The organism is Azospirillum formosense, from assembly GCF_040500525.1.
Classification (GTDB): domain Bacteria; phylum Pseudomonadota; class Alphaproteobacteria; order Azospirillales; family Azospirillaceae; genus Azospirillum; species Azospirillum formosense_A.
Genome location: NZ_CP159405.1, coordinates 385,825 through 407,767, shown reverse-complemented (window position 1 = coordinate 407,767; position 21,943 = coordinate 385,825). Strand labels below are relative to the sequence as shown.

The window sequence follows — 21,943 nt, the reverse complement described above, 5'->3', positions numbered from 1 at the left end:
CGGCTGCGTCCTCTACCAGCGCCCCCGCGGGTCGAGGCCCTCGCGCAGCCCCTCGGCCAGCAGGTTGACGGCCAGCGCGATGGCGGCGACGGTGACCGTCGTCGCGGCGATCAGGTGGGGGGCGTCGCGCAGGTCGGCCAGCCCGTCGCGGATCAGGGTGCCCAGGGAGACCGCCGGTTCCTGGATGCCCAGACCGAGGCCGCTCAGCGTCGCCTCCGCCACCATGACGGGGCCGATGGACAGGGCGGCGCGGATGGCCACCGGCCCGGCGACCGCCGGCAGGAGATGACGGCGGACGGTGTGCAGCGGCCTTGCGCCGAGGGCGGTGGCGGCCCGCACATGCTCGGCGCTCCGGTTCGACAGGGCCAGCGCCCGGCACCAGCGGACCTGCGACGGCCACGCCGCCAGGGCGAGCGTCAGCACCATCGCCTTGGTGCCAGGACCAAGCAGCGCGGACGCGACGATGGCGAGCGACAGCTCGGGAAAGCCCTGCAGCAGATCGGCCAGCCGGAGCACCGCCGCGTCCGTCCGTCCGCCGATCCAGCCCGCCACGCCGCCCGAGGCGACGCCGAGCCCCACCGCCAGGGCGAGCGCCAACCCTGCGATGGCGAAGGAGGTCCCCGTCCCGGCGATGAGCCGGGCGGCGACGTCGCGGCCCAGCCCGTCGCAGCCCAGCGGGTGGGCGGCGGACGGTCCGGCCCAGACCTGCCCGAGATCCATGGCGGACGGATCGAGCGGCAGCAGCAGGGCGGCCAGGGCCAGCGGCACCGCCAGCGCCGCCGCGAGCAGCAGACCGGCGCGTCCGGCGGGGGAACGGACCGCGATCACGGCGGCTCGTCATCGTCGCGCAGCCGCGGATCGGCGAGGCCGATCAGCAGCTCGGCGGACAGGCTGATGGCGATCTGCAGCAGGACGAAGACCAGGACGGCGGCCCCGGCCACCGTGTGGTCGCGGGCCAGCACCGCCTGGACGGTCAGCCGCCCGATCCCCGGCAGGGCGAAGACGCTCTCCACCGCCGCCGTGGTGGTGAGGATCGTTCCGGCCACCGATCCGACCGCCGCGGTCAGCGGCACCAGGGCGTTGGGCAGGGCGTGGCGCAGCAGGACGGCGGCCCGCCCCAGCCCCTTGGCCCGGGCGGTGCGGACGAAGTCGCGTCCCAGCACCTCCATCACCTGGGTCCGCGTCAGGCGGGCGATCATCGCCGCCGCCGGCAGGGCGAGCGCCGCCACCGCCCAGGGCGCCGTGCCGGACCCCGCCAGCATCAGCCACGTCGCCAGAGCCAGCGGCGGCACCGACAGGGCCAGCACCGACCCGACCATCAGGGCGGTGCCCGGCCACGCCCGCCGGACGTCGGCGGCGGCGAGGCCCAGCGCGAGGCCGCAGGGCAGGGCGAGCGCCGCCGCGCCGGCCATCAGCTCCAGCGTCACCGGCAGGGCCTCGCCCAGCAGCGCCGTCACCGGAACGCCGCCGTAGCGCAGCGATTGGCCAAGGTCACCCCGCAGCAGGTCCAGCGCGTAGGACAGGAATTGAACGGCCAGAGGCTGGTCCAGCCCGGCGTCTTCCCGCAGCCGGCGGATCATCTCCGGGTCGGCGGCCCGCCCATCGACCATCAGCATCACCGGGTCGCCGGGAAGCGCGTGGGAGGCGAGAAAGCTCGCCAGCACGGCGGCTCCGGCCAGAATCAGCAGCCCCGGAAGGCGCCGGGCCAGCCGCCAGGGCAATCGCCAAGTCAATCGTTGAGACATTCGCCGAGACAGGCCGGGCCGGCGCCCCGTCATGGCAGCCGGGCGGCGTGGTAGTCGGTCGTGCCGTCGGGCCGGATGACCAGCCCGGTCACGCCCGGCCGCACCAGCGCCACGAACTGCGGCGCCGGCAGGGGCAGCGCCACGGCCTGCTCGCGGAGCAGGGCCTCGGCGTTCCGGTAGAGCGCGTTGCGGGCGGCGGGGTCGGCGAGGCCGCGCGCCCGCTCCATGAGCCGGTCGAACTCCGCGTTGCGCCAATGGATGCGGTTGGTCGGGCTGGCGCTGTGCCACTGGGTGGCGAGCTGGTCCATGGGATCGGGAAAATCCGCCGTCCAGCCGTTGATGAACAGCGCCTCGCGCCCCTCGTTGATCGCCGCCACGAAGGCCGCGCGCTCCTGGATTCGCACGCCGACCGGAATCCCCAGAACCGCGGTGAGCTGGGCGGCGAAATAGGTGGCCTCCTCGCGCACGTTGGGGCCGCCGGCGATCTGGAGCGGCGGCAGCCCCCGGCCCCCGGCGTGACCGGCCTCCGCGAGCAGCGCCCTGGCCCGGTTCGGATCGGCCGGGGGCAGCGGCGGCGCGTCCGGTTGGTAGCCGCCCAGGCCGGGCGTGACGAAGCCGTTCGTCAGCACCGCCCGCCCGGCGTGAAGTCCGTTGACCGTGGCGACGCGGTCCAGGGCGAGGCCGACCGCCTCGCGCACGCGCCGGTCGCGGAAGGGCGGGTACAGATCCTGGTTCAGCGCGAGATAGCGCACCTGCGCGCGGGCGAAGGCGGCGACCTGCCCGTCGTAGCGCGGCTGGCGGACCACGGTGCGCACGGCGTTGTCGGGAAGCGGAGCGACGTCGAGGTCTCCGGCGTCGTAGCGCGCCAGCATCGTGTTGGTGTCGGGCAGCACCGCCAGCGACACCGCGTCCACGGCGGGCGCGCCGCCCCAATAGGCGGCGTGGGCCTCCAGGCGCACGGACTCGCCGCGCCGCCAGGAGGCGAGGCGGAACGGCCCGGTGCCGCCGGACGCCCGCTCGGGCCACGCCGGCCCGAACTCGGCCGCCATCCCGCGGTCGACGAACAGGAAGGGGTAGAGCGGAAACAGGGCGTCGGGTTCGGTCAGCCGCACCTCGAGCGTGTGGGGGTCGCGAACAGCGACGCCGGACAGCGCGGCGGCGGTCCCCTGCTGCAGCGCCGCAGCCCCCTCGACGCCGCGCAGGTAGAAGGCGCTGTAGCCGGGCTGGGGCTTGCGCGTCAGGTGCTGTTCCCAGGTCCACAGGACGTCGGCGGCGGTGAAGGGGCGTCCCGAATGGAATCGCGCGTCCGGGCGCAGGGTGAAGCGCCAAGTGCGCCCGCCGTCCGGCGTCTCCCAGCGGGTGGCCAGCGCCGGAACGGCGTTGCCGGCGGCGTCGATGGCGGTGAAGCCCTCATAGACCTGGCGCAGGACGCCGGACGAGATCAGTCCGGGAAAGGCGAACGGGTCGATGGTCGTCAGATCGTCGGACAGGCTGGCCCGCAGGGTCCCCGCCGCGGTCGGAACAGCGGCGCCCGCGACGCCGGTCACGACGGCCAGAACGGTCAGGAGCAGGCGAAGGGGGGCGGGCAGAGGCATGGTGCGGGACGCTGCAGGGCGGTTGCCGGGGAGTGGGAGAATCAGACGCCCCTGCCTCCGTCATGGCATCCGGCCAGAGCGGAGCCGGAACCGCGCCGGACGTCCGCCATATGTATGCACAAGAGTGCGTTCATATCCAGGTATTCGCGCGGCCGGCGACGCGTCACGCACCATACCCGGAATCGATCAGGCGCGCGACCCGAAATGCCAGCAGATCGTGGTCACCTGCCGGACGATACCCGCCTGGTTGCGCAGCCCCGTCTTGCCCAGGATGGACGAGACCTGATTGTAGACGGTGCGCCGCTCCACCCCGCGATCCTCGGCGATCTCGTCGACGCTCCGCCCGGAGCACAGGGCCAGCGCGATCTCGGCCTCCGAGCCGGTGATCTGGAGAAGCTCGGCGACGGTGCGCGCCGACACGCTGGGCAGCACGTCCGGATCGACGAGGGTCAGAAGCAGCATGCCGTTCATGGGCCCGCCGCCTCCGTCGCTCTGGGCCGGCGGCTCGGACAGGGTGGCGAAATAGGGCGCCGGCTGGTCCAGGCGCGACACGCGGAGCGTGATCGGCGTGCGGGTGCGGCGGCGGAAGAAGCCGGCGGCCCGCTTGGAAAGCTCCGCTTGCTCGGTTGGGGCGCCGGGGATGCACAGCCGGCCGCCGACCATGGACAGCCCGTCGCCCCGCGACAGGATGGAGGCGAAGGACGGGTTGCCGTCGATGACCTGGCAGCGCGGCGTCAGCAGCGCCGCCGGGTAGGGCAGGGCGTCGAGAAGCCGGACGACGAAGGAGGGCCGGGCGGACTGCGGCAGGACGCCGCTGCCGTTGAGGGAAATCAGGCTGTCGTAGCCGCCCCGGACGCTGTCCTTGACGTTGCTGGTGACGTCGCGCCGGATCTGGTACCACCAGCCGTCGGTCTCGTCCAAACGCTCGTAGGTGATCTGGATGACGCGCCCGTCGGAATGGAGCGTGAAGGACTGCCAGAACCGGTTGAAGCGCCGGAGGTCCTCGGCGTAGCCGATCCACCGCGCCGGGTCGGAATAGATGGTGTCCGAACTGAATTTCCTGTGCTTCACGCACTCCCACACGATGTCGCGGAACGTCACCGAGCGCGAGAAGTCGATGAAGGGATAAATGGTCTTCTGCTTGTCGTTGGTCGCCAGCAGCGTGTCGCTCTTGTCGAAGACGGTGAGCGCCGCGTTCATGTCCCGGGCGCGGCTGGAGAGGTCATGGACGAGATCGGACACCACTCTTTCCTCCCTTCGCCGCCGGGGTTGACGGAGCGCCCCCGACCGTGGCCTGGACCGCCGGTCGGGAGGCGTGAAACGCGCTGCCGTTCGAATGAATTTAGCAGAAAACCGCCGACATCATGCAACGGTCAATACGATGGTATGACGCTCAGGCCGCCTCGACCGTGAGGTAGCACCCGGCGAGTTCCTCCGTCCGCAGCTCCACGCCGAGCGTCGCCCGGAAGGCGTCCTGGGTGTTGGCGACGGCCTTCTGCCAGGCGGCGGCGTCGGGAGCGTCCGGATGATGATGGACGCGGGCGCCGACCAGACGCTTCATGTCCGCCTCGTAGCGGTCCATGAACAGGATGTGCTCGTGCCACGCCGCGTCCGCCGCCTTCGTCGGCACCAGGATCAGGTTCGGCTTGGCCGCCACCACGACGAGGAACTGACGGTAGGCCTCGACCGAGGCCGAAGCCTGCTCAGGCGTGTAGCCGGCCGTCTCGAGCCGCGCGTTGATGAAGGAGAGGTCCAGGTTCGCCGGCTGCACGGACGGGAGGCGTTCGCTGTTGTCGTTCATTCTCGATGATCCTTTCAGAAGGGAATGAGGGTCACTGCGGTCCCCGGGGGCCTCCACCCGATGGCGCCGGTCGGCGGGCTGCGGCGGAACGGTCGCCGCAGGCCCTTGCGGGCCGGTTCGATCGGATGGGGCGTGGCTGGCGGTGTTCCGCCGGACGGCGCCCGTGCGTGGCGTCAGCCGGCATGGGCCGGTTGTCGCCGTTGGGCAAACCGCCAAGGCTGCGTTCGTGTGCGCGACGCGTCCCGTCAGCTCCTGCAACAGGCCCGCCATGCACCCCTCCTGCATACCCGAGTGTATCTTAGTCCCGGTTGTGCAAGTGCTCAAGAGCATATCGCGTATTTGTGTTGAATCCGAACCATCATTTCTTTGTGATTGCATGCATATGTGGGCGATTTCGCAAAAATCGGCGTGAGCCGGCCCGCTTCGCAGGATGGGGGACGGGAGGAGCGGGGACGCTCACCCGTCGAGCGCCACGGCCGCCAGCGCCGACCGGTCGCAGTCGAAGACGTTCGGCGCCCGCTCGACGACCAAGCCCGCGCGCTTGAACTCGGCGATGGTGCGGCTGGCCGTTTCCATGCCGACGCCGAGCATGGCGCCCAGATCCTCGCGGCCCGACAGCAGGACCGGTCCGTCCGGAGCATCGGCGGCGAGCTTCAGGAACAGCCGGGCCAGCCGCCGCCGGGCACTGCCGGTGGACAGTTCGGTCAGCCACTCGTCGGCTTGGTGCAGAGACTGGTACCAGCGCTCCATCAGGCGGGCGTGCAGGCGCGGCGTCTCCTTGCTCAGCCGCTCGACCACGGCGCGCGGCAGGCGGCAGGTCTCCGCTTCCTGGAGCACGACGGCGTTGTGCTCGTAGGGCTTGCCGACCAGCACCTCGAGCCCCGCCACGGCCCCCCGGCGGAGCAGCCGGACGATGCGCTGCGTGCCGTCCGGGAGGAACTGGACCAGCTTCACCAGACCGCTGCGGATCGTGTAGAGGGAGCCGCCTTCTTCCCCCGCGCTGTAGAGCGTGGCGCCGGGCTGGAAGCGCAATTCGTCGATGGGGATGTGGATCAGGTCGAAATCCTGGTCGCGCAGGTCGCCGAACAGGACGAGGTCCCGGATGGCGCAGCTGCTGCAGCGTGCGGTGCCCAGCCGCGCGGCGTCGATTCCGTTCCGATGCACCCCTGCCTGCCTTCCGTCCGCCGGACCCGTTCCGGTTCCGCCCGCTGCCCTGGGCGAATCTTACGTGGTCCGGCTGGAAAATTCCAACGATGGGGACGTCCGCCGACGATCCTGCGTATCCTGCCCTACCTCCTTTTCCCGCATTGCGCGCGGTTGAAGGCAATCTATATGACCAAGCGCTTATATCCTTGTTCTGAAGTGGTATTGTCTAAGTCAGTCTCCGTTGATAACCAAAGCGAAACCCGTCGCGTCGAACGCCCGGCATTGTCTGAAGTCATCGGATAAACCGGACGCCGAGCAGGGCATTAAGGAGCGGCCTATTGGATTGTCTTTGCCGTCGGGGCGAACGCCACCGTGAGGACCAGCGTCATGACTGTCGGTGATTTGGATCTCGATGCCTGCAGCCGGGAACCGATCCACCGCCCCGGCAGCATCCAGCCCCACGGCATGCTTCTGGCCTTCTCCGGAAGCGACGCCGGCGCCACCCTGATCCAGGCCAGCGCCAACGCCGCACCGGCGCTGGGCATGCCGCTGGAGCGGGCGCTGGGCCAGCCGTTGGAGCGGGCGCTCCATCCGCAGATCGCCGCCGCGGTCCGTTCCTTCCTGGCCGCGGGTCCGGTGCCGTCGCGCCCGGTGCCGGTCGCCGTGACCGAGCTGCCCGGCGCCGGCCGTTGCCAGCTTCTCGCCCACGCCGTCGGTGACGCGGCGGGCGGCAGCGTGGTGATCCTGGAGCTGGAACGGCTGGACGGGCTGGAGACCGACCTTCTCGACCACGTCTACTCGCGCATGCGCGAGGCGCTGGAGCGGCTGGACGCGCTGAACGCGCCGGCCGACCTCCTGAGCTGCGCCGCGCAGGAGGTGCGGGCGCTGACCGGTTTCGACCGCGTGCTGATCTACCGCTTCGACGCCGACTGGCACGGCACGGTGGTGGCGGAGGACGGGAACGGGCGGCTGCCCTCCTACATGGACCTGCGCTTTCCCGCCTCCGACATTCCCACCCAGGCGCGCGAGCTGTACCGGCTGAACCGCCAGCGGCTGATCCCCGACGCCGGCTATGCCCCGGTGCCTCTGGTCGCCATGCCCCTGGTCGCGCTGCCGCCGCTCCCCGACGGCGCGCCGCCGCTCGACCTCAGCTTCTCCGTCCTGCGCAGCGTGTCGCCGGTGCATGTCCAGTACATGCGGAACATGGAAACCGCCTCCTCCATGTCGGTGTCGATCCTGCTGCACGGCGCCCTGTGGGGGTTGGTCTCCTGCCACCATCAGGAGCCGAAGGCGGTGTCCTACGCCGTGCGCTCGGCCTGCGATCTGATCGCCCAGATCCTGTCGGTGCGCATCGCCGCGGTGGAGGACCGGCGCGACGCGGAGCACCGCATCGCCCTGCAGTCCATCCAGGCGCGGCTGCTCGCCGCCATGGCCCAGGCCGACCCCTTCCTCGCCGGCCTGACCCAGCATCCCGACGACCTGCTGCGCTTCGCCAACGCCAGCGGCGCAGCCGTGGTCTTCGAGCGGCGCTGCACGCTGGTCGGCGACACGCCGACGGAGGAGCAGGTGCGCGCCCTCGTGGACTGGCTGGCCGCCCAGGGCGAGCCGGAGCAGTTCGAGACGGACAGCCTGCCCGCCCTCTACCCGGCCGCGGCCGACTTCGAGGGCAAGGCGGCGGGGCTGCTGGCCATCGCCGTGTCGAAGCTGCACGCCAGCTACGTGCTGTGGTTCCGGCCCGAGGTGGTGCGCACCGTCCGCTGGGGCGGCGACCCGCGCAAGCCGCTCGACCGCGACGGGCGGGGGCCGGGGCAGGGGTTGAGCCCGCGCGCCTCCTTCGAGACCTGGAAGGAGACGGTGCGCCACCGCGCGCTGCCCTGGACCGCTGCGGAGCGCGACACCGCCGCGGCGCTGCGCCACGCCGTCATCGGCATCGTCCTGCGCAAGGCCGAGGAGCTGGCCGCCCTGTCGCGGGAACTGGCGCGCTCCAACAAGGAGCTGGAGTCCTTCTCCTACTCCGTCTCGCACGACCTGCGCGCGCCGTTCCGCCACATCGTCGGCTACGCCGAGCTGCTGCAGGAGCTGGAGTCGGACCAGTTGAGCGACACCGGGAAGCGCTATCTGGACGTCATCGTGGACGCGGCCAACAGCGCCGGCACGCTGGTGGACAACCTGCTGCACTTCTCCCAGATGGGGCGGAGCGAGCTGACCCCGGTCGCCATGGACATGAGCGCCCTGGTGGCGGAGGTGCGGGAGACGCTGGCCTCGGAAACCGCCGGGCGGGCCATCGAATGGGACATCGCCCCGCTGCCCACGGTGCGCGGCGATCCGGTGATGATGCGGCTGGTTCTGCAAAATCTTTTGTCGAACGCCATCAAATACTCCCGCGGACGGGAACCGGCCCGCATCGCCGTGGGTTGCGAGGACCGGCCCACCGAAACCCTATTCTTCGTGAGGGACAACGGGGTCGGTTTCAATCAAGCTTACGAGAAGAAGCTGTTCGGGGTGTTCCAACGGCTGCACCGCAACGAGGAGTTCGAAGGCATCGGCATCGGTCTGGCCAACGTGCGCCGCGCCGTGGACCGCCATGGCGGACGGACCTGGGCCGAAGGACGGCTCGGCGAAGGGGCCACCTTCTTCTTCACGCTGCCGAAGGCCGGGGCGGCGAAAATCGATCTGCGAGATCTCGATGAGTGACCTGAAACCCATCCTGCTGGTCGAAGACAACCCGCGGGATCTGGAGCTGACCCTGGCGGCGCTGGAGAAATGCCAGCTCGCCAACGACGTGATCGTCGCCCGCGACGGCGAGGAGGCGTTGGGCATGCTGACCCGCCGCGATCCGGAGACCGGAAAGCCGACCCAGCTTCCCGCCGTCGTCCTGCTCGATCTCAAGCTTCCGAAGATCGACGGGCTCGAGGTGCTGGAGCGGGTGAAGAGCGACCCCGAGACCCGGCACGTCCCCATCGTGATGCTCACCGCGTCGCGCGAGGAGAGCGATCTCGTGCGCAGCTACAAGCTGGGCGTGAACGCCTTCGTGGTGAAGCCGGTGGACTTCAAGGCCTTCTTCCAGGCGATCCGCGACCTGGGCGCCTTCTGGGCGATCCTGAACGAACCCCCGGTCGGCTGCGCCCGGCGTCCGGCGGGAACCCCGCCCGCGGGAAAAGGCGCCTGAAGGAATGCCCTCCGGAATGCCCTCCGCGGTGACCATCCTGCATCTGGAAGACAGCCCGCTGGACTGCGAGCTGGCCTGCGCGCGCCTGCGGAAGGCGGGAATCGCCTGCGACGTGACCCGCGTGGACACCCGCTCGGCCTTCGAGGCGGCGCTGGTCGAGGCGGCGGGGGGCGGGCGGCGCTTCGACCTGATCCTGGCCGACTTCTCCCTGCCCGATTTCGACGGTCTGGAGGCGCTGGGCATCGCCAAGGCGCGCGTACCGGAAATCCCCTTCCTGTTCCTCTCCGGGCGCATGGGCGAGGAGACGGCGGTGTCGGCGCTGAAGATGGGCGCCCGCGACTATGTGCTGAAGCAGCGGCTGGCCCATCTGCCCGCCGCGGTGGAGCGGGCGATCGTGGAGGCGCGCACCCTGGCCGAGCGGCGGCTGGCCGAGGAAAATCTGCGCCGGCTGCGGCAGGCCATCGACGACATCCGCGACTACGCCATCGTCACGCTGGACCTGGAGGGCCGCATCACCTCGTGGAACGAGGGCAGCCGCCGCCTCTTCGGCCACACGGAGGAGGAGGCGCTGGGCCGCCCGCTCTCCCTGCTCTTCGCGCCGGAGGAACGCTGCGCGGAGAACATCCCCGGCCTGCTGGCCGGGGTGGCGGAGAAGGAGCGTTGCGAGGTCGAATGGATCCACGCGGCGCGGGACGGGCGGCGCTTCTTCGGCTCCACCGTTCTGACCGTGGCGCGCGACGCCTCGGGCCGGCCGACCGCCTACTCGGTGGTGGTGCGCGACATCACCGACCGCCGCGCCTCGGAAATCGCGCTGCGCGACAGCGAGGCCAAGTTCCGCGCCATCGCGGAAAGCATGCCGCAGCTCGTCTGGTCGGCCCCGCCGGACGGGCTGACCGATTACTACAACCTGCACTGGTTCGCCTACACCGGCACCCGGCCGGAGGCGATGACCGGCACGGCCTGGATGGACGTGGTGCATCCGGACGACCGGGCGCGGACGGCCGCCCTGTGGTCCGGCGCGGTGCGCTCCGGCGGTCCCTACGAGATCGAATACCGGCTGCGCGAGGCCGGGGGGCGGTACCGCTGGTTTCTCGGGCGGGCGGTGCCGCTGCGCGACGGCGACGGGCGGATCACCCGCTGGTTCGGCACCTGCACCGACATCGACGACGCGGTGAAGGCCCGGACGGCCCAGGCCGACGCTCGCGAGGATCTGGAGCGGCAGGTGGCCGAGCGGACGGCGGAGCTGGTCGCCGCCAATCGCCGCCTGCTGGGCGAGGTCGCGGAGCGGCAGCGCGCCCAGGCCGACCTCAGCGCGCTCTACTCCAAGACTCCGGTGCCGCTGCATTCCCTGGACTCCGAAGGCCGGCTGCTGAGCGTCAGCGACCGCTGGCTGGAGTTCATGGGCTATGAGGGGCGTGGGCAGGTGCTCGGCCGCAACATCACCGAGTTCATGCCGCCCGACGTCGCGCGGGAGCACCGGGAGCACCGCTGGCCGGAGCTGCTGCGGCTCGGCGCGTTCCAGGACATGCCCTACCGTCTGGTCAAGCGCTCGGGGGAGGTCGCCGACGTGCTGGTCTCCGCCCGGATCGAGCGGGACGGGTGGGGCGGCTTCCTGCGCACCATGGCCGCGGTGGTCGACGTGTCCGCCCGCCTGCGCGCCGAGGCGGAGCGCGAGAGGGCGGAGGAGGCCCTGCGCCAATCCCAGAAGATGGACGCGCTGGGCCAGCTCACCGGCGGCATCGCCCACGACTTCAACAACCTGCTGACGGCGATTTCCGGCAATCTCGACCTGCTGCTGTCCCGGCTGGACACGGCGGAGCGGGCGGACCTGCGCGACTACGCCACCCACGCCAAGGTCGGGGCCACCCGCGCCGCCGGCCTGACGCAACGCCTTCTCGCCTTCGCCCGGCGGCAGCCGCTGCGCCCCGACGCGACGGAGCCCTGCGTGCTGGTCGAGGGGATGGAGGACCTGCTGCGCCGCACCGTGGGCGAGCAGGTGTCCATCGCGACCGATTGCCCGCCGGACGTCTGGGCGGCCTGGTGCGATTCCAACCAGCTCGAGATCGCCCTGCTGAATCTGGTGGTGAACGCCCGCGACGCCATGCCGGACGGCGGGCGGATCACCATCACCGCCGCCAACGCCCATCTGACGGCGGCCGACGTGGCGGGCGACGCCTCCGGCGCGGCGCCCGGCGACTACGTCGTCCTGACCGTCGCCGACACCGGCATGGGCATGCCGCCCGACATCATCAAGCGCGCCTTCGACCCCTTCTTCACCACCAAGCCGATCGGGCAGGGGACCGGGCTCGGGCTGTCGCAGGTCTACGGCTTCGTCAGCCAGTCCCACGGGCTGGTGCGCATCGACAGCGAGGCCGGCCGGGGCACCGCCGTGCGCCTCTACCTGCCGCGCTGCGACGGGGAGGAGGGACCCGGCCTGACGGCCGGGGCCACCGCGTCGCCCGCCGACGCCACGGTGGACGGCACCGCCGGAACCGTGCTGCTGGTGGAGGACGAGGCTCTGGTCCGCATGGTCGCGGTGCAGGCGCTGGAGGATGCGGGGCTGGACGTGGTCGAGGCGTCGGACGGGACCGAGGCGCTGGAACTGCTGGACGGCGGCCTGCGCGCCGATCTGGTGGTGACCGATGTCGGGCTTCCCGGCATGAACGGGCGGCAGCTCGCCGAGGCGGTGCGGGAGCGGCGTCCGGAGCTGGGCGTGCTGTTCATGACCGGCTACGCCTACGACGCCACGCTCGGCACCGGCATCCTGGAGCCGGGCTGCGAGGTGCTGCAGAAGCCCTTCGAGACGACGGCGCTGGTCGCCCGCGTCACCGGCATGCTGGCCCACACGCGCGGCGCCCTGCGCGAATCGGTCCCGGAACGCCACTGCGACTGACGCGTTATCCTCCTCTAAGGATGAGTCCGGCCCCGCGCATGGACTCCGCGCGGGAGGAGGACGGGCGATGCTTCAGGTCTCCGAATCGCAGGTGCGCCTTGGGCTTTCGGCGTCGGACAAGACGGAGGCCATCCGCATCGCCGGGCGGGCGATGGTCGACAGCGGCCTGATCGAGCCCGGTTACATCGACAGCATGCTGGGCCGCGAGGCGGTGTCCGGCACCTATCTCGGCAGCGGGATCGCCATCCCCCACGGGCTTCCCGAGGCGCGCGATCTGGTGCGGCGGACCGGCGTTGTGGTCGTCCAGTTCCCCCAAGGCGTCGATTGGGGCGGCGGGGAGCCGGCGCGGCTGGTCGTCGGCATCGCCGCCAAGTCGGACGAGCATATCGCCGTCCTGCAACGGCTGACCGGCGTGCTGGGCGATCCGGCGGAGGCCGCGCGGCTGGGCGGCACAAGCGACCCGCGCGCCATCATGGCCGTGCTGAACGGCGAGGCACCCGCCACACCCGCGGCGGAAGCCGACGCGCCTCCCATCGACGGGGATTCCATCGCGGTCACCGCCCCGTCGCCCCATGGCCTCCACGCCCGCCCGGCGACGGCGCTGGTCGAGGTCGCCAAGCGCTTCCGCGCGGAGATCGCCGTCCGGCACGGCGACACCACGGCCAACGCCAAGAGCCTGATTTCCCTGCTGCGCCTCGGCGCGACGGGTGGCCAGCCGCTGACCGTCACCGCTTCGGGCGAGGACGCGGCGGCGGCGCTCCAGGCCATCCGTGCCGCCTTCGCGGCCGGGCTTGACGAACCGGCCCCCGCGGCGGCGCCCCCGGAGGAGGCGGCGCCGCGGGCCGCCCTGGCGGACCTCGATTACGATGGGCGGGTCATCGCCGGCATCTCCGCCTCCCCCGGCGTCTCCACCGGCCCGGTCTGGAAGTTCCAACGGGAGGAGCTGACGGTCGCCGAGACCGCCCCCGATCCCGAGGCGCAGCACCGCCGGCTCGATCAGGCGCTCGCCGCCGCCGCCGCCGACCTGCGCAACCTGCACGAGGAGTTCTGGAAGAAGGCCGGCGCCGCCAAGGCGGCCATCTTCAAGGCGCACCAGGAGCTTCTCGACGATCCGGAGATGGTCGCGGAAGCCCACGCCCTGATCGACCGCGGCAAGAGCGCCGGCTGGGCGTGGCGCGCGGTCTACGAGGAGCGCGCCGGCACGCTGGCCCAGCTCGCCGACCCGCTGCTGGCCGGTCGCGCCGCCGACCTCAGCGATGTCGGGCGCCGCGTGCTGCGGCTGCTCGCCGTGGTGACGGAGAGCGTGGCGGCCCTGCCGGACCACCCCGTCATCCTGCTCGCCGAGGATCTGGAGCCGTCCGACACGGCGAAGCTCGACCCGGCCAAGGTGCTGGGGCTGTGCACGGCGGGCGGCGGCGCCACCTCCCACACGGCGATCATCGCGCGCTCGCTGGACATCCCCGCGGTGGTCGCCGCCGGGCCGTCGGTGCTGGATCTGGAGAACGGGCGGGCGGCGATTCTCGACGGCGACGGCGGCGTGCTGGTCGCCGACCCCAGCGACCGCGACCGCGACCGTGCCGCCGAGGCCCGCATCAAGGTGGGCGAGCGGCGCGAGGCCGAGCGGCTCGACCGCTACAAGCCGGCCATCACCACGGACGGCCGGCGCGTCGAGGTCGCCGCCAACATCTCCGACCCGGCGGAGGCGGTGCAGGCCGTCGAGGCGGGCGGCGAGGGCGTCGGGCTGATGCGCACGGAGTTCCTGTTCCTCCAGCGCGACCTGCCGCCGGACGAGGAGGAGCAGTTCGCCGCCTACCGGACCATGGTGCGGGCGATGAACGGGCTGCCGATCATCCTGCGCACGCTGGACATCGGCGGCGACAAGAACGTCCCCTATCTGCGCATGCCGGCGGAGGGCAACCCCTTCCTGGGCGTGCGCGGCATCCGCCTGTGCTTCGAGCGGGAGGACCTGTTCCGCACCCAGCTCCGCGCCATGCTGCGCGCCTCGGTGGAGGGGCCGGTGCGCATCATGTACCCGATGATCGCCGCCCCGGCGGAGCTGGAGCGCGCCAAGGCGATCACCGAGGCGGTGCGGCGCGAGCTGGACGTGCCGCCGGTCGAACTCGGCATCATGATCGAGGTGCCGTCCGCCGTGATGATGGCCGACCGGCTGGCGCGGGAGGTGTCCTTCTTCTCCATCGGCACCAACGACCTGACGCAGTATGTGCTGGCGATGGACCGGCTGCACCCGGTGCTGGCCCCGCAGGCCGACGGGCTGCACCCCGCCGTCCTGCGCATGGTGGAGCGCACGGTGGACGCCGCCCGCCGCGCCGGAATCTGGGTCGGCGCCTGCGGGGGGGTGGCCGGCGACCCGGCCGGGGCGGTGCTGCTGTCCGGGCTGGGCGTCGCCGAGCTGAGCGTGGCCATTCCCGCCGTTCCCTCGGTCAAGGCCCGGCTGCGCGCCATCGCCATGGCCGACGCCGAGCGCGCCGCCCGCGACGCGCTGGACTGCGCCGACGCCGCGGAGGTGCGGGCGCTGGTCCGTCACCGTTTCGCCGACGCCGGAGGCGTGTCATGACCGCAGCGTTCCCCCCAGGCACCGGCGTCGTCACCGTGACGCTGAACGCCGCCATCGACCAGACGCTCGACGTTCCGGGTTTCGCCGCCGGAGCGGTTAACCGCGCGGTCGCCGAGACGCGGACCGCCGGCGGCAAGGGCATCAACGTCGCCGCCTTCCTGGCCGGGGCGTCCTTGGCGGGCGGCTCCGTTCCGGTGACCGCCACCGGCTTTCTGGGCGAGGAGAACACGGCGGTGTTCGACGCGCTGTTCCGCCGCCGCGGCATCCGCGACCGCTGCCTGCGCCTGCCCGGCCGCAGCCGGGTGAACATCAAGCTGGTGGACCGCGAGGGCCGCTCCGTCACCGACATCAACCTGCCGGGCCTGCATGTGCCGGCGGAAAGCTGGCGGGGGCTGCTGACGGTGGTGGACGACCTTGCCGCCGCCAACCGGACCTTCGTGCTGTCGGGCAGCGTCCCGGCGGGCGTGCCGGACACCGCCTACGCCGAGATGGCCGCCACCCTGCACCGGCGCGGCGCCTTCGTGGTGGTGGACGCCAGCGGTCCGCCGCTGCGCCACGCCGTGGCCGCCCGCCCCGACATGGTGAAGCCGAACGCGGCCGAACTGGCCGAGCTGCTGGGCCGGCCGCTGGGGGATCGGGCCGAGGTGGTGCGCGCCGCCCGCGAGTTGTCGGAATCCGGCATCGCGCTCGTCGTCGTGTCGCTGGGCGCCGAGGGCGCCGTCTTCGTGGAGGGCGGCCGTGCGTTGCTCGCCGTGCCGCCGCCGGTGGAGGTCGCCAGCACGGTCGGCGCCGGGGACGCCATGGTGGCCGGGGTCGTCGCCGCACGGTTGGACGGGAAGGGGCCGGGGGGCGCCGGGCTGGAGGAGTGCGCGCGGCGCGGCACCGCCTTCGCCGCCGGCACGCTGGCGCGCCTCGGCCCCGAACTGCCTCCGCCGGAGCGGCTCGCCGAGCTGATGCGGGCGGTTCGGGTGGAAGAATTGTAAGGCCTTTCAGCGCCGGAGGGATCGCGATGGCAAAGCTCGTGGCTGTGACCGCCTGCCCGACGGGGATCGCCCACACCGTCATGGCGGCCGAGGCGCTGCGCCGCACCGCCGTGCTGATGGGTCATGCCATCGCGGTGGAGACCCAGGGGGCGAACGGCGTGCAGACTCCGCTCTCCGCCGCCGACATCGCGGCGGCCGACGCGGTGATCCTGGCCACCGACATCGCCGTGGACGACTCCCGCTTCGCCGGCAAGCCGATCCTGCGCACCTCCACCGCCGCGGCGATCCGGGACACCAAGACGGTGATCGGCAACGCCCTGGGCCATGCTCCCGGTGCGCAACCCGAAACCGCCGTTCCGCCGCCCGCAGCGAAGCCGACACCGACCGCCGTGCGCAGCCCCGGCCTGCTGGTCGCCATCACCGCCTGCCCGACCGGCATCGCCCACACCTTCATGGCGGCGGAGGCGCTGAAGCAGGCCGCCCAGGCCAAGGGTTACCGCATCAAGGTCGAGACCCAGGGCTCGGTCGGCGCGAAAAACGCTCTAACGGCGGAGGAGATCGCCGAGGCCGAGGCCGTCATCATCGGCGCCGACACCCACGTCGCCACCGACCGCTTCGCCGGCAAGCGCCTGCTCAAGACCTCGGTTGGGGAGGCGCTGAAGCAGCCCGCCCGCGTGATCGACGAAGCGCTCGCCCTGCCGGCCCCGGCCGCGACGGGGAGCGCCGCCGCGCCCGCCTACGCCGACGCGGTGTCGGGCGCCAAGGCACGGCAGAAGGAGGCGCAGTCAGGCCCCTACAAGCATCTGCTGACCGGCGTGTCCTTCATGCTGCCCTTCGTGGTGGCCGGCGGTCTGCTGATCGCCCTGTCCTTCGTCTTCGGCATCGAGGCGTTCAAGGAGCCCGGAACCCTGCCGGCGGCGCTGATGCAGATCGGCGGGGAGGCGGCCTTCGGGCTCATGGTGCCGGTGCTGGCGGGCTACATCGCCTATTCCATCGCCGACCGGCCCGGCCTCGCCCCCGGCTTCATCGGCGGCATGCTGGCGGCCAAGATCGGCGCCGGTTTCCTGGGCGGCATCGTGGCGGGATTCCTGGCCGGCTACATCGCCCGCTGGCTGCGCGACACCATCCGGCTGCCCCAGAATCTGGAGGGGTTGAAGCCGGTGCTGATCATCCCGCTTCTCGGCACGCTGGCGGTCGGCCTGTTGATGGTCTACGTCATCGGCACGCCGGTCGCCGCGATCATGAACGGGCTGACCGCCTTCCTGCAGAGCATGACCGGAGCCAACGCGGTGGCGCTCGGCGCGCTGCTCGGCGCCATGATGGCGCTGGACATGGGCGGGCCGGTCAACAAGGCGGCCTACACCTTCGCGGTCGGGCTTCTGGCCTCCAACACCTACACGCCGATGGCCGCGGTGATGGCGGCGGGCATGACGCCGCCGCTCGGGCTGGCGCTCGCCACCCTGGTCGTGCCCAGCCGCTTCACCATGCAGGAGCGCGAGGCGGGCAAGGCCGCCGGCGTGCTCGGCCTCGCCTTCATCACGGAAGGGGCGATCCCCTTCGCCGCCAAGGACCCGCTGCGCGTCATCCCCGCGGCCATGGCCGGATCGGCGGTGGCCGGCGCCCTGTCGATGTGGTTCGGCTGCGGCCTGCGGGCGCCACACGGCGGCGTCTTCGTGCTGGCGATCCCCAACGCGGTGGCGCCGCTCGGACCCTATATCCTGGCGATCGTCGCCGGGACGATCGTCACGACGCTCGGCCTGATGATTCTGAAGCGCCGCGTCGAGGCGGACCCGACGGCGGCGCCGACGCTCGGCACCGCCGCGCCGACCACGACCAGCCCCGCGCCCAGCGGGGCAGGGCGCTGAACGGCGGGGATCGTCGCAGCCGCTGATTGCCGGCTGTACCGCAAATTAGTTTTAATTTTCGCCAAAATTGAAAGAACTCGACAACTCAAGAGTGCTATCGCTAGCTTTGCGCTGTTCCGACGCCGGCCTGTTCCGCAGTCCCCCGGAGGAGCGGCAGCCGGCGGAGCGTGATGAGGATCTCGTATCGCATAGCGACGGTGGGAGGAATCCCGGTGTTCATCGCGGCGCTGATCGCGGTGTCCGCCTGGATTCTGCTGGAGCGCGCCGGCCGCTCGCGCGAGGCCGCCGTCCTGGCCGGCACCGTCTACCGCGAGATGATCGCCGCCACCGCGGCCCGCAACGACTTCATCCATTCTCTTCCCGAAAGCCGGCTTCCCCATGAGGTCACCTTCCGCCGCGCCACCCATGGCGCGCGGGCGGCGCTGGACGCGCTGGGCGGGCTGGCGGACGAGGGGATCCAGGCCGACGCCGTGGAGACCGCCCGCCGTGCGTCCGACCGTCACGCCGCCCGGCTGGAGGAACTGGTCGACGCGATCACCGTCAGCGACGCCCGCGCCCGCGGCATGGCGGAGCAGGAGGCGCGTCTGCTCGCCCTGGCCGAACAGGCGCGCCAGCGGCAGCACGCCGCCAACGTGGCGCTCGTCGCCTCCCTGGCCGAGTCCGACCGGCAGATGCGCGCCGGTCGCGATCTGGTGGATGGCCTGCACGCGCTGCGGGAAGCGCTGCTGCACGCGCGGCTGGCCGCCGTGGACGAGGCGGCCATCGCCGATCCGCCCGATCCTCCATCCGGGTCGCCGCAGCGGTCCGGTGGCTTGACCTTCTGGCTGGAGCGGGTGGAGCGGACCGCCGATGGCCTCGCCGCCTCGCTCGCTGCCGACACCGCCCACGGGACGGCGCTGGACGAGTTGGTGCGGTTGCGGGCCGAACCTCTGGACTGGACCACGCTTCCGCGGCTGGCGCCCCGCTACGACGCGCTCGCCGAACGGATGCTGAAAGCCGCCGACGCCGGCTACGGCGCCGTCCAGGAGGAGGTGGCGGAGCTTCTGCGCCGGACCATGTCCGCCCACGCCATGGAACAGGAAACCCAGACCCTCGCCATGACCGCCCTGACGCTCAGCGGGCGGACCCTGAGGGCGCTGGAGCGGCGCGATTCCCGCAGCCTGCGCGACGTCGCCACCGACAGCGGCCGGCTGCGCGACCGGGTATCGGGGCTTCCCATCTCCCCGTTGATCCAGGATGGGATGCTGGCCGCCATCACCGCCTGGCGCGACGGGCTGGAGCGGACCACCGACGGGCTGGCCCGCCAGAACGGCGCCATCGCCGCCATGGACATGGACGCCGCCGCGGTGATGAACACGGCCCGCCGCCTGAACGACCTGTTCCAGGACAGCGCGGTGCGCAGCGCCGATCTGCTGCGCTCCACCCTGCTCATCGGGGCGACCGTCGGCCTGCTGTTCGCCGCGGGCGCGGCGTTGCTGGTGGCCGGCGGGATCACGCGGCCCCTGCGCCGCCTGCAGAACGCGACGCGGCGCTTGGCCCGCGACCCGAGCGACGGGGGGGTGACCGACCTGGAGCGGCGGGACGAGCTGGGCGACATGGCCCGCGCCGTCCAGCATTTCGCCGCCGAGATCACCCGCCGCGAGGACGAGTTGCGCCGCGCCAAGGAGCAGGCGGATTCGACCCTGGCAGAGCTGCGGCGGACCCAAGCCCATCTGGTCCAGGCGGAGAAGCTGGCCGCGTTGGGGCAGGTGGTGGCCGGCGTGGCGCACGAGATCAACACGCCGCTTGGCATCACGCTCACCACGTCCACCCTGATCTGCGAGAAAGTGCCGAAGATGCGGCGCCTTCTCGACACCGGGCAGTTGCGCCGCCGCGAGCTGGAACGCTTCCTGACCGACCTGGGCGACGTGTGCGAGCTGCTGGTCAACAACACCGTCCGCGCGGCGGAGCTGGTCCAGCGCTTCAAGGAACTGGCGGTTGACCCGGCGGGGGAGACGCGTCGGCGCTTCGACCTCCGCCTCTGCCTGATGCAGGCCGTCGAGGCGCTGGGCCCCTTCTGGGAGCCCGCGGAACACCGGGTTGTCGTGGATTGCCCGCCGGGCTTGATGATGGACGGCTACCCGCAAGCCATCGCACAGATCGTTTCGCACCTGCTGCTGAACGCCGTCAACCACGGCTTCGCGGGCGGCGGGGAGGACGCGGGGCGGGGGGATGTGGGGCAGGGGGAAGCGGAGCGGAGGGATCTCCGGCAGCGGGGCACTGTGACGGTCAGCGCCGGCAAGGCCACGGCGGAGGTCGTGGAATTGGCCGTCACCGACGATGGGCGGGGCATCCCGGCGGAGCTGCGGACCCGGGTCTTCGACCCGTTCTTCACCACGAGCCGCGACCGGGGTCATGCCGGGCTCGGCCTGCACATCGTCCACAACACGGTCAGCCAACTCGGCGGCACGATCGCCTTGGAGGACGGACAGGGAAAAAGGGGCGGTGCCCGCTTCGTCGTCCGCCTGCCTTCCGCCACGCGGGTGAAAAAAGGCGCCTGAGACGGGTTTTGCGGTTCTCTTTCTCGCGTATCGTTGCGATCATGTCCGCTTTCGGTTTACTGAAAAGGGATTTCATCTGGAAATTGCAATTCAGGGTTCGCGGGATGGCGACGATCGAGGAAGCCTATGCGGTCGCCATCGCCCACCATCAGGCCGGGCGGCTGGACGAGGCGGCAACCATCTACCAGCGCATTCTGGACGCCGATCCGGAGCAGGCCCACGCCGCGCATCTGCTGGGCATCGTCGCCGGACAACAGGGCCGTTCCGCCGAAGCCGTCGCGCTGATCGCCGCCGCGGTGGCGCGGGATGGGCTGAACACCGCCTTTCTCGGCAATCTGGGCGCGGCGTTGAAGGCCGCCGGGCGGTACGACGAGGCCATCCGCCATCTCGTCCGCGCCCTGGCGCTGGAGCCGGCGGCGCGCGGCGTGCCGGGCAATCTCGGCTCCGCCCTGGCCGCCGATGGCCGGATCGGCGACGCCGTGTCCTGGCTGAGGCGCGCCGCCACGCTCGATCCGTCGCATTTCGAGACGCTTTTGAACCTGGGCATCGCGTTGCGTGACGCGGGCCGGTTCGATGAGGCGGAGGCGGCGCTTGAGGCGGCCAAGGCCCTGCGCCCGGACCATCCGCACCCGGTCTGCGAGCTGGCGGTGCTGAAGCTGGCGCTTGGCGATTTCGCGGAGGGGCTGGCGCTTTACGAACGGCGCTGGGACTACACCGGCCAATCCGCGGCGGTGTCCGGCAAGCCGGTGTGGCGGGGCGAGGACATCGCCGGCAGGACCATCCTTCTCTATTACGAACAGGGGCTGGGCGACACTCTGCAGTTCGTCCGCTACGCGCCGCTGCTCGCCGACCGCGGCGCACGGGTGCTGTTGATCGTCCAGCCCGAGCTGCGCCGCCTGCTGGCCTCGGTGCGGGGAGTCGACCGTCTGGCCACTTACGACGACGCGGCGGCACTGCCGGATTTCGATCTGTGCTGCCCGCTGATGAGCCTGCCCTTCGCCTTCGGGACGCGCATCGACGGAATTCCCTCCGGCGCTCCCTACATCACGCCGTCCACCGATCTGGCGGCGGCCTGGGCGGAGCGGCTCGGCTGGAACCGGACCGGGGAATCCGCCGCACAGCGCCCGATGCGCGTCGGATTCGTCTGGTCGGGCAACCCGCGGCGGCACGACCCCACCTCCCACGCCATGGACCGCCGCCGCAGCGTGCCCTTCGCGTTGATGGAACCGCTGCTGTCGGTGCCGGGGATCGAGGCGGTCAGCCTCCAGGTCGGGCACGCGGCGGAGCAGGCGCGGGCGGCCGTCGCGGCGGGCCTGCTGACCGACCCCATGGAGGGCGTGATCGACTTCGCCGACACCGCGGCCATCGCGGCGCATCTCGACCTCGTCGTCACCGTGGACACGTCGGTCGCCCACCTCGCGGCGGCGACCGGGCGCCCGGTGTGGATGCTGTCGCGCTCCGACGCTTGCTGGCGCTGGTTCCGTGGGCGCGACGACAGCCCCTGGTACCCGACGATGCGCCTCTACCGGCAGGAATCGCCCGGCGATTGGGGGCCGGTCATGGCCCGCGTGGGGCATGATCTTGCCGCAGCCGCGGCGCGAAATCGGTGACGCTGGCCATGGGCCACGCCA

At 71.9% G+C, this 21,943-nt stretch carries 14 protein-coding genes; 8 read left to right on the top strand and 6 right to left on the bottom strand.

Features of this window, described 5'->3' with window-relative positions:
* Positions 1-12 precede the first annotated feature (12 nt).
* The 6 genes from ABVN73_RS26185 to ABVN73_RS26160 form a co-directional block, all read right to left on the bottom strand.
* Positions 13-828 (bottom strand): ABC transporter permease, encoded by an 816-nt coding sequence (locus tag ABVN73_RS26185; protein WP_353861516.1) that lies wholly within the window; start codon positions 826-828, stop codon positions 13-15.
* Positions 825-1,733 carry an ABC transporter permease gene (locus ABVN73_RS26180; RefSeq protein WP_353861515.1) on the bottom strand — a complete coding sequence of 303 codons (909 nt, stop codon included), beginning with the start codon at positions 1,731-1,733 and terminating at the stop codon, positions 825-827. Before ABVN73_RS26180 ends, ABVN73_RS26185 begins: the two co-directional genes overlap by 4 nt.
* 41 nt (positions 1,734-1,774) lie before the next feature.
* Entirely contained in the window at positions 1,775-3,340 is a 1,566-nt protein-coding gene (locus ABVN73_RS26175) for an ABC transporter substrate-binding protein (RefSeq protein WP_353861514.1), read from the bottom strand.
* A 186-nt stretch (positions 3,341-3,526) separates the two neighbouring features.
* Positions 3,527-4,582 carry a helix-turn-helix transcriptional regulator gene (locus ABVN73_RS26170; RefSeq protein WP_353861513.1) on the bottom strand — a complete coding sequence of 352 codons (1,056 nt, stop codon included), beginning with the start codon at positions 4,580-4,582 and terminating at the stop codon, positions 3,527-3,529.
* Between the two features lie 151 nt (positions 4,583-4,733).
* On the bottom strand, positions 4,734-5,141 hold the full coding sequence (locus ABVN73_RS26165) for a hypothetical protein (protein WP_353861512.1): 408 nt from the start codon (positions 5,139-5,141) through the stop codon (positions 4,734-4,736).
* Positions 5,142-5,597: 456 nt separating this feature from the next.
* On the bottom strand, positions 5,598-6,305 hold the full coding sequence (locus ABVN73_RS26160) for a Crp/Fnr family transcriptional regulator (RefSeq protein WP_353861511.1): 708 nt from the start codon (positions 6,303-6,305) through the stop codon (positions 5,598-5,600).
* A 369-nt stretch (positions 6,306-6,674) separates the two neighbouring features.
* Between ABVN73_RS26160 and ABVN73_RS26155 the strand changes: the two genes are divergently transcribed.
* From ABVN73_RS26155 to ABVN73_RS26120, 8 genes are all read left to right on the top strand, one after another.
* Positions 6,675-8,981 (top strand): ATP-binding protein, encoded by a 2,307-nt coding sequence (locus ABVN73_RS26155; protein WP_353861510.1) that lies wholly within the window; start codon positions 6,675-6,677, stop codon positions 8,979-8,981.
* Positions 8,974-9,456: a response regulator gene (locus ABVN73_RS26150; protein ID WP_353861509.1), complete on the top strand. Its 483-nt coding sequence runs from the start codon at positions 8,974-8,976 to the stop codon at positions 9,454-9,456. Before ABVN73_RS26155 ends, ABVN73_RS26150 begins: the two co-directional genes overlap by 8 nt.
* A gap of 16 nt (positions 9,457-9,472) precedes the next feature.
* Positions 9,473-12,349 (top strand): PAS domain S-box protein, encoded by a 2,877-nt coding sequence (locus ABVN73_RS26145; protein ID WP_353861508.1) that lies wholly within the window; start codon positions 9,473-9,475, stop codon positions 12,347-12,349.
* Positions 12,350-12,416: 67 nt separating this feature from the next.
* Positions 12,417-14,924, top strand: coding sequence for a phosphoenolpyruvate--protein phosphotransferase (ptsP, locus tag ABVN73_RS26140; protein WP_353861507.1), 2,508 nt, complete (start codon positions 12,417-12,419; stop codon positions 14,922-14,924).
* Complete coding sequence (gene pfkB, locus ABVN73_RS26135; protein ID WP_353861506.1) at positions 14,921-15,907, top strand: 1-phosphofructokinase; 987 nt, start codon at positions 14,921-14,923, stop codon at positions 15,905-15,907. The genes ptsP and pfkB overlap by 4 nt, the downstream gene beginning before the upstream one ends.
* A 26-nt stretch (positions 15,908-15,933) precedes the next feature.
* Complete coding sequence (locus ABVN73_RS26130) at positions 15,934-17,772, top strand: PTS fructose-like transporter subunit IIB (protein WP_353861505.1); 1,839 nt, start codon at positions 15,934-15,936, stop codon at positions 17,770-17,772.
* Between the two features lie 170 nt (positions 17,773-17,942).
* Positions 17,943-20,312 (top strand): HAMP domain-containing sensor histidine kinase, encoded by a 2,370-nt coding sequence (locus tag ABVN73_RS26125; RefSeq protein ID WP_353861504.1) that lies wholly within the window; start codon positions 17,943-17,945, stop codon positions 20,310-20,312.
* A 104-nt stretch (positions 20,313-20,416) separates the two neighbouring features.
* On the top strand, positions 20,417-21,922 hold the full coding sequence (locus ABVN73_RS26120) for a tetratricopeptide repeat-containing glycosyltransferase family protein (protein ID WP_353861503.1): 1,506 nt from the start codon (positions 20,417-20,419) through the stop codon (positions 21,920-21,922).
* Positions 21,923-21,943 lie beyond the last annotated feature (21 nt).

What these genes read in the sequence shown, in the direction of transcription:
- ABVN73_RS26145 (WP_353861508.1), top strand. Translation starts at nt 9,473, where the DNA reads ATGCCCTCCGCGGTGACCATCCTGCATCTGGAAGACAGCCCGCTGGAC.
- ptsP (WP_353861507.1), top strand. Translation starts at nt 12,417, where the DNA reads ATGCTTCAGGTCTCCGAATCGCAGGTGCGCCTTGGGCTTTCGGCGTCG.
- ABVN73_RS26175 (WP_353861514.1), bottom strand. Translation starts at nt 3,340, where the DNA reads ATGCCTCTGCCCGCCCCCCTTCGCCTGCTCCTGACCGTTCTGGCCGTC.
- ABVN73_RS26120 (WP_353861503.1), top strand. Translation starts at nt 20,417, where the DNA reads ATGGCGACGATCGAGGAAGCCTATGCGGTCGCCATCGCCCACCATCAG.
- ABVN73_RS26155 (WP_353861510.1), top strand. Translation starts at nt 6,675, where the DNA reads ATGACTGTCGGTGATTTGGATCTCGATGCCTGCAGCCGGGAACCGATC.
- ABVN73_RS26150 (WP_353861509.1), top strand. Translation starts at nt 8,974, where the DNA reads ATGAGTGACCTGAAACCCATCCTGCTGGTCGAAGACAACCCGCGGGAT.
- ABVN73_RS26125 (WP_353861504.1), top strand. Translation starts at nt 17,943, where the DNA reads ATGAGGATCTCGTATCGCATAGCGACGGTGGGAGGAATCCCGGTGTTC.
- ABVN73_RS26165 (WP_353861512.1), bottom strand. Translation starts at nt 5,141, where the DNA reads ATGAACGACAACAGCGAACGCCTCCCGTCCGTGCAGCCGGCGAACCTG.
- ABVN73_RS26130 (WP_353861505.1), top strand. Translation starts at nt 15,934, where the DNA reads ATGGCAAAGCTCGTGGCTGTGACCGCCTGCCCGACGGGGATCGCCCAC.
- pfkB (WP_353861506.1), top strand. Translation starts at nt 14,921, where the DNA reads ATGACCGCAGCGTTCCCCCCAGGCACCGGCGTCGTCACCGTGACGCTG.